Below are 7,284 nucleotides of genomic sequence, written 5' to 3' on the forward strand. Positions count from 1 at the left end.
TGTCCGGCGGCCAGCAGCAGCGGGTCGCCATCGCCCGCGCGCTGGTGAAGAAGCCCAAGGTGCTGCTCGCCGACGAGCCGACCGGCAACCTCGACGAGAGCACCCGGGACGAGATCATGGACGTACTCGAACGGCTGTGGAAGGAGCACGGGCTGACCTTCGTCATGGTCACCCACGACTCCACGCTCGCGAAGAAGGCCCCCCGCCTCGCCACCATCCGCAAGGGAAAGATCACGGTGAAGGAGAACGCGGGCGCCTGAGACCCGGCCGCGCGGGGACCAGGCCTTCCGCCCGACGGGAGGCCCTACGCGGAGGTCCCCGCGCGGGTCGCGTCACTGCCCCAGCTGGCCAGCAGCCGCAGCGACTCGGCGGACGCGGAACCGGGCTCCGCGTGATACGTGACCAGGCACTGGTCGGTGCCGTCCGCCAGGCGGAAGGACTCGAAGTTCAGGGCGAGATCGCCCACCAGCGGATGGTGCAGCCGCTTGACGCCGTGGTTCTTCTCCTTGACGTCGTGCGTGGCCCACAGCCTGCCGAACTCCTCGCTCTTGACGGAGAGTTCGCCCACCAGGGCGGACAGCCGGGGATCGTCCGGATAGCAGCCCGCGTCCATGCGCAGCGAGCAGACGATGTCGATCGCCTTCTGCTCCCAGTCGACGAACAGGTCCCGGTACTCGGGTTTGAGGAACACCAGCCGCGCCCAGTTGCGCTCGGCCACCGGCAGCTCCGCCCAGTCGCCGAAGACCGCCGCCGCCATCCGGTTCCAGGCGAGGATCTCCGAACGCCGGCCCACGATGTACGCGGGCACGCCCTCCATCGTGTCCAGCAGCTGCCGCAGCGGCGGGCGCACATGCTGCTGGCGGGCCGCCGGCTTCTTCTTGTGCGACTTCGGCTTGGCCAGATGGGTCAGATGCGCGTGCTCGGCGTCCGTCAGGCGCAGGGCGCGGGCGATCGAGTCCAGGACCTCCGCCGAGACATTGCGGCCGTTGCCCTGCTCCAGGCGCGTGTAGTACGCCACCGACACCCCGGCCAGCTGCGCCAGCTCCTCCCGGCGCAGCCCCGGCACCCGGCGGTGCCGGCCGAAGTCGGGCAGCCCCACGTCCTCGGGCTTGAGCCGGGCCCGCCGGCTGCGCAGGAACTCGCTGAGTTCGGCCCGCCGGTCCAGGGGCGGGCCGGTCACGGCGGCCTGCTGTTCGTCCATACCGCAAGTATCCGTCGTCCCCGCTGGTCGTAGGCATGCCAGCCTGACACCGCCAGTGGTAGGCACAGCGGTCGTACGCAAAGGCGTGGACTGGGTGCGCCGCGGAACACGAGGCACCCTTGGGATGTGCTCGGTGGAAAGCAGCCGGGCATGCGTAGACCTTGTGAGGGAGAACCCCGCCATGACCACTGTTGCCGCGTACGCCGCGCCCGCCGCGAAGGCCCCCCTGGAGCGGACCGAGATCGAGCGACGGGCGGTGGGCGAGTTCGACGTCCTGATCGACATCAAGTTCGCCGGCATCTGCCACTCCGACATCCACCAGGTCCGCGAGGGCTGGGGCAAGGCGTCCTTCCCGATGGTGCCGGGCCACGAGATAGCGGGCGTCGTCACGGAGGTCGGCTCCGGTGTGACGAAGTACGCCGTCGGCGACCGCGTGGGCGTCGGCTGCATGGTCGACTCCTGCCGGGAGTGCGACAACTGCAAGGCCGGCCTCCAGCAGTACTGCGACCGGGGCCCCACCTGGACGTACAACGACACGGGCCGGGACGGCACGCCGACGTACGGCGGCTACTCCGAGAACGTCGTCGTGGACGAGAACTACGTCGTCCGCATCCCCGAGGGACTGTCCCTCGATGTCGCAGCGCCGCTGCTGTGCGCCGGCATCACCACGTACTCCCCGCTGAAGCACTGGAACGCGGGCCCCGGCAAGAAGGTCGCGGTCGTCGGCCTCGGCGGTCTCGGCCACATGGGCGTCAAGATCGCGCACGCGCTGGGCGCGGAGGTCACCGTCCTCTCCCAGTCCCTGCGCAAGAAGGACGACGGCCTCAAGCTGGGCGCCGACCACTACTACGCCACCAGCGACCCGCAGACCTTCGAGGACCTCAAGGGCACCTTCGACCTCATCCTCAACACGGTCTCGGCCCCGCTCGACTTCAGCGCTTTCCTGTCCCTGCTGCGCACGGACGGCGCCATGGTCAACGTGGGCCTGCCCGAGGAGCCGGTCCAGATCACCCTGCAGTCCCTCTTCGGCAACCGCCGCAGCCTCAGCAGCTCCGGCATCGGCGGCATCCCCGAGACCCAGGAGATGCTGGACTTCTGCGCGGAGCACGGGCTGGGCGCGGAGATCGAGCTGATCGCCGCGTCGGAGATCAACGACGCGTACGAGCGGGTGCTCGCGAGCGATGTGCGGTACCGGTTCGTGATCGACACCGCGACGATCTGACTCTCGGTCCCCGCGCTCCGAAGGGGCGCGGGGAACTGCGCGAGCAACCACGACGCACGCGCAGGTCACAGCCGGCTGTACGTGTCGATGTCCTCGCCGAACTCCTTGATCGCCCGGGTGGTGAGGGTCGGGCGGGTGTCGGAGATGGCGCTCATGTAGTCCTCGGTGTCCGCCGGGCGGCCCTCCCGATGCGCGACCTCGCGTTCGAAGGCGGCCTGCGCTCCCTTGCGGGCGGCGAACTCGATGTCCGCCGGGGTGAACAGCTCACTCGCGGCGACCAGCCGGCCGAGGTCCACCGAGTCGTTCATGCCCTGGAGATAGCGGGCCCAGATCGCCGCGCGGGCGGTCGGATCGGGCGGCCCGATGGGGATGACGTAGTCGAACCGCCCCGGCCGCAGGAAGGCCGCGTCGAGGGACCGTACGGAATTGGTGGCACACACCAGCAGCCGCGAGTCGTGCTCGCGGAAGACGGGGATCAGCTTCAGCAGCTCGTTGGTCACCCCGTGCCCGGGGTCCACCGCCTTGCCGGAGCGGGCGGCCGCGATCTCCTCCACCTCGTCGATGAAGAGCACCACCGAGTCCAGCTCCGCGAGATCGGCGAAGGCGTCCCGCAGCGCCGTGGCCAGCCCCTCGCTGGTGTCGGCGGCGAGCCGGGAGGGGAACAGCTCCACGAACGGCCAGCCGAGCCGGGAGGAGACCGCCTTGGCGAAGCTGGTCTTCCCGGTGCCGGGCGGCCCGAACAGGATGACGGACTTCGGCGGCACCACCCCGTAGCGGTCGGCCAGCGCCGGTTCCGTCAGCGGCAGCACCACCCGCCGCTCCACGACCTGCTTCTCCCGCTCCATCCCGGCCATCGCGTCCCACAGCCCCTCGGGCAGCATGCGCCCGCCGAGCGCGGCGAGGAGGTCGGCGTTGGCGGCGCCGAGCGGTTCGAGTTTCTCGTAGTAGGTGAGGCCGTCGCGGCACCGGTAGCCGCTGTTCGCCAGCGCCTTCGAACCGGCCGCGCCCATGGGCAGCAGCGTGCTGATGTGCCGTATCCCCAGCGCCCGCAGCCGCCGCTCCAGCTCGGCCAGCAGCGCGCTGCCGATACCGCGCTCGCGCCAGCGCGCGGCGAGCGCCATCAGCAGGATCCAGCCCCGCTTGCCCTGGGCCTGGGCCACCGCCATCCCCACCAGCTCGTCCCCGACCACCGCGACCACCGCCGTCTGCCCGGCCTTCGCCGCGGCCATCACCTCAGAGACCGGAAAGACCGGGTCCTCGTCGGCCTGTCGGCACTGGTCCCAGATCTGGATGGCCTGATCGAGATCGTCGTCGTGATAGTCGCGCAGATGCCATGCGGGCATGGGGCACCACCTCACCGCCAAGGGGGTCTCAGGGGGTCTCCCATTGTCTCCGCGGGGGCGGGGTACGACATCTCCAGCCGAGGGAGCCGGCCGCCGGGACCCGCCCGCGCGATGGGCCCGGCTTCAGACCGCCTCCGCCGCCATCCCCACCGTCTCGTTCCGCACCCGGCAGTAGTACGCCGCCGCGTCCTCGCCACGGTAGCTCCACGGCAGGGCGTCCACATGGCCGTCGACCAGCCGGAACTGCTCCAGCGCCGCCTCGTGCCGGTCCTGGAGGTGCAGGTAGTAGGCGAGCAGATGGCGCAGCTGGGCGAGGCCCGGGCGGTCGGGGTCGCTCGCCGCGCAGGCCGCCGCGTCGGCGAGGCCCGCGTCGACCAGGGCCAGCATCTCGGGGGTGCTGTCGGCCGCGACATCGGTGGTCTCGTCGTGCTCGAATCGCGCGACCAGCGGCAGCACCGTCAGCAGGCTCCCGACCGGCGCCCGCTCGGCCGCGCGCCGCGCGAAGTCGAACGCCAGCTCCTTCGAGCCGCGCCACTTCGCGCACCAGTACTGGAGCGCCGCGTAGTGCGCGCCGTAGTGGTACGGGTCGCGGCTCGTGATCCGCTCCCACAGCTCGTCCATCTCGGCGTGCGAGCAGCCGAGGCCCAGCGCCACCCAGATCTCCACGACGTACGGCGTCGGGTCCTCGGGATTCAGCTCCGCGGCCCGCGCGATCTCCTTCCGCGCGGCGGACAGCATCCGCCCGAACCCCTCGAACTGCTCCCGGCTCGTGTACCTGGCCTGCCGCGCGCCCCGGAGATCCCATGCCAGCCGCACCGTGCTCTGCGCCCTGACCACGGCCGCGTCCGGGTCGTCGGGCCGCGCGGCCTCCCAGGCCAGCAGCCAGCCGTCCTCCTCGGCCGCGAGCGTGCCCAGCTCGGCGGTGAGCGTCGAACGGCGTTCCCAGTCACACCCGTTGGCCCGCAGCAGCTCGGCCGCCGGTGCCCAGTCGCCGCCGCGTGCCGCCGCCAGCGCGGCCGACCACGCGGCGGGCGGCGGCGCGGCGTACTCGGTGTCCTGACGCTCCGCGGGCAGCAGGCCCAGCCGCTCGGCGGCGAGCGCGGTCGCGTCCGGTCCGGGCGGGCTCGGGGAGAACAGCTCCTTCACGAACACACCGGTGAACCACAGGGCGGCGATCACCAGGGGCAGGGCCAGGGCGGCCAGGATCCAGAGCAGAAGGGTCATCGGTGAATAAGGTCCGTTCCTCGGTAAAGGGAGGTAAAGGGAGAAAGGGAGGTGAAGGGAGAAGGGGAAAGGGCGGGGTGATTCAGGCGGGCTGGGGTGCCGAGGGCAGCAGGGCGCGCAACGCGGTGGTGTCGGGGTGGTCCGCGAGCGCCGCGTCCAGCGCCGCCTCCAGGGCCTCCTCGGGGGATTCGTCCGGAGACTCCTTCGAGGAGCGTCCGTCGCCGTCGGCCGTCGCGGGGCCCGCACCGGGCAGCCGTACGGCGGCCGGCTCGGACCAGGAGAAGTCCCAGCTCAGCAGCGAACGCGCGCTGAACTCGGCCAGCACCATGGTCCGCAGCGACCGGTGCAGCACCGGCCGCGCGAACTCGCGGAACGCCCGCCCCCGTGCCGCCTTCGCCTCCGCCGACAGCGGCAACTGCTCCGCCAGCTGCCACAGCCCGCCCGCGTCCACGACCTCCAGCAGCGCCGCCAGGGTCGCCGGCTGTCCGGTGCGGGCGGTCAGCGCCTGGTGCAAGGGAGTCCGCGTCGTCGACAGGCCCGAGGCCATCGAGGCGTTCAGCAGCTCCGGCCAGCCGGGGGCCCGCCCGTAGCGCAGCACCTCGTCGGTCAGCACGGCGTCCTCCAGCACGGCCAGGGTGCGCGCCGGGTCGGTGAGCAGGGCGAGCGCCGGGCCCGTGGCCTCGTCGGCGCGGCCGTCGGCGGGCAGCGCCTCGATCCGCCGCACCCGCTCCGCGATCGGCGGATGGGAGTCGTACGGCGACGCCGGCTCCTCCGGCAGCCGCTCGCGCAGCCCCTCCAACTCCTCGGCGCGCGCCGCCAGCAGCGCGCCGAAGCCGCCGAAGAACTCACCGCGCGGCGGCAGCAGCCGGGCCCCGAGCCCCAGGGTGGCGTAGGAGTCCAGGTAGAAGCCGTGCGAGACGGACAGCACCGGGATCTCCCGCAGCGTGGCGGCCATCGCGTCCCGCCCCGCGATCCGGGCGGCGACCTGGTCGGCGGCGAACTCCTGCCCCCGCGCCGTGGACAGCGAGGCCCGCAGATACAGCTTGGCGTACTGGGTGTAGACCGCCGCCATCATCCGGTACGTCGCCCCGGAGCCCGAGGTGTCGACCTGCTTCGCCTTCTTGCCCCTGGCGACCCGCCTGGCCCGGGTCTGCTCCTGCCTGGCCCGCTCAGCGGCCACCTTGCCGTCCGCCCGCTCATGGAACCGCTCGATGACCCGCCCCAGCTGCACCCGGCCGCGCACCACCAGCGCGGACAGCCGGGTGTCGCCACCGGTGAAGTGCCCGTACTCATGGGCGAGTACGGCCCTCAGCCGGGCCTCGGTCAGACCGGTCAGCAGCGGCACGCCCAGGTAGAGGCGGCGCGGTCCGGGGAGCAGACCGAGCAGGCGCGGGTCCTCGCTCACCGCCGCGTTGACCTCGCCGGTGAGCCGGATCCGGTCGGGGGCGCGGGTGCCGGCCGCCGCGGCGACCTCCCGCACCAGCGCCCACAGCCGGGGCTCGGCGGCCTCGGTGACATCGATCCCGGGGCCGTCCTCGCCCTTCGGGGTGCGCAGCATGAACATGCCCTGCACGACAGGGACGGCCAGCAGCACCGTGACGAAACCGAGCTTCAGCATCGCCGGGCCGTGCCCCCAGCGGAAAGCGACGACATCGACACCGACCAGCACGGCCAGCAGGACCAGACTCAGCAGATAGAAGCCGAGCAGCAGCACAAGAGCACGCAGCGCGCGCAGAGTTGCGCCCATCGGGCGGATCCCCCCACAGGACCTCGGAGACAGCGGAACAGAGAAGAACGCGAAGACAGAAGACAGGAGAACGGAGAAGACGCGAAGCGGCCGGAGCCGCGATGTGGGGGGATGCCGAACTATGCCCTACCGCAGGTCAGAAGGGCAATGAAATTCCTGTGGGCGCCCTGTGAGCGGGTCGGCCGGGTCAGCCGGGCAGGCTCGCCGGGCTGCCCCCGTTGGCCTCGTACCCCGCCACCGCCAGGGCGCGGTAGACGGCGAACTCGGCCGCCGGGTCGGCCGCCAGCGTCCAGGGCAGGGCGCCGACATGGCCGTCGACGTGTATCAGCTCATGCATGGCCTCCGCCCAGCGCTCGGCGCGGACCAGGAAGAAGACCAGCAGATGACGGACGTGCGGCAGCGTCGGGTCGGCGGATCCGGCCTCGTGCGCCGCGTGCTGTGCGCCCTGGATCGCCTTGGCGACGACCTCGCTCCGGTACAGGCCCAGCACCAGATTCACCTCGGGCAGATGCTCGAACACCGCGAACAGCGGCAGCGCGGCCAGCAG

Annotated in this window: 6 protein-coding genes and 1 pseudogene; 2 read left to right on the plus strand and 5 right to left on the minus strand. The window is 72.0% G+C overall.

Translation table 11 applies throughout. The features are described from left to right. On the plus strand, positions 1 to 260 hold a 260-nt coding region (locus tag CCN72_RS31780; protein WP_143664264.1), incomplete at its 5' end, for an ATP-binding cassette domain-containing protein. A gap of 44 nt (positions 261 to 304) precedes the next feature. On the opposite strand, the gene CCN72_RS31785 is transcribed toward CCN72_RS31780, so the two are convergent. After that, on the minus strand, positions 305 to 1,201 hold the full coding sequence (locus CCN72_RS31785) for a helix-turn-helix domain-containing protein (RefSeq protein WP_085566285.1): 897 nt from the start codon (positions 1,199 to 1,201) through the stop codon (positions 305 to 307). 181 nt (positions 1,202 to 1,382) lie between these two features. Here CCN72_RS31785 and CCN72_RS31790 point away from each other — a divergent pair, with 181 nt between their 5' ends. Further along, entirely contained in the window at positions 1,383 to 2,423 is a 1,041-nt protein-coding gene (locus CCN72_RS31790; protein WP_086811623.1) for an NAD(P)-dependent alcohol dehydrogenase, read from the plus strand. A 65-nt stretch (positions 2,424 to 2,488) separates the two neighbouring features. Here the strand turns inward: CCN72_RS31790 and CCN72_RS31795 are convergent, their stop codons facing one another. The 4 genes and pseudogenes from CCN72_RS31795 to CCN72_RS40960 all read right to left on the minus strand — a co-directional run. Further along, the gene (locus tag CCN72_RS31795) at positions 2,489 to 3,766 is read right to left on the minus strand and encodes an ATP-binding protein (protein ID WP_086811624.1); all 1,278 of its coding nucleotides are present in this window, start codon (positions 3,764 to 3,766) and stop codon (positions 2,489 to 2,491) included. Between the two features lie 123 nt (positions 3,767 to 3,889). Beyond that, complete coding sequence (locus CCN72_RS31800) at positions 3,890 to 4,990, minus strand: hypothetical protein (protein ID WP_086811626.1); 1,101 nt, start codon at positions 4,988 to 4,990, stop codon at positions 3,890 to 3,892. Between the two features lie 82 nt (positions 4,991 to 5,072). Continuing rightward, positions 5,073 to 6,737 carry a M48 family metalloprotease gene (locus CCN72_RS31805; protein ID WP_086811628.1) on the minus strand — a complete coding sequence of 555 codons (1,665 nt, stop codon included), beginning with the start codon at positions 6,735 to 6,737 and terminating at the stop codon, positions 5,073 to 5,075. A gap of 187 nt (positions 6,738 to 6,924) precedes the next feature. Next, a pseudogene (locus CCN72_RS40960) lies at positions 6,925 to 7,284 on the minus strand (hypothetical protein); the annotation flags it as partial.

The sequence above is a fragment of the Streptomyces murinus genome (assembly GCF_002154555.1).
Classification (GTDB): domain Bacteria; phylum Actinomycetota; class Actinomycetes; order Streptomycetales; family Streptomycetaceae; genus Streptomyces; species Streptomyces murinus.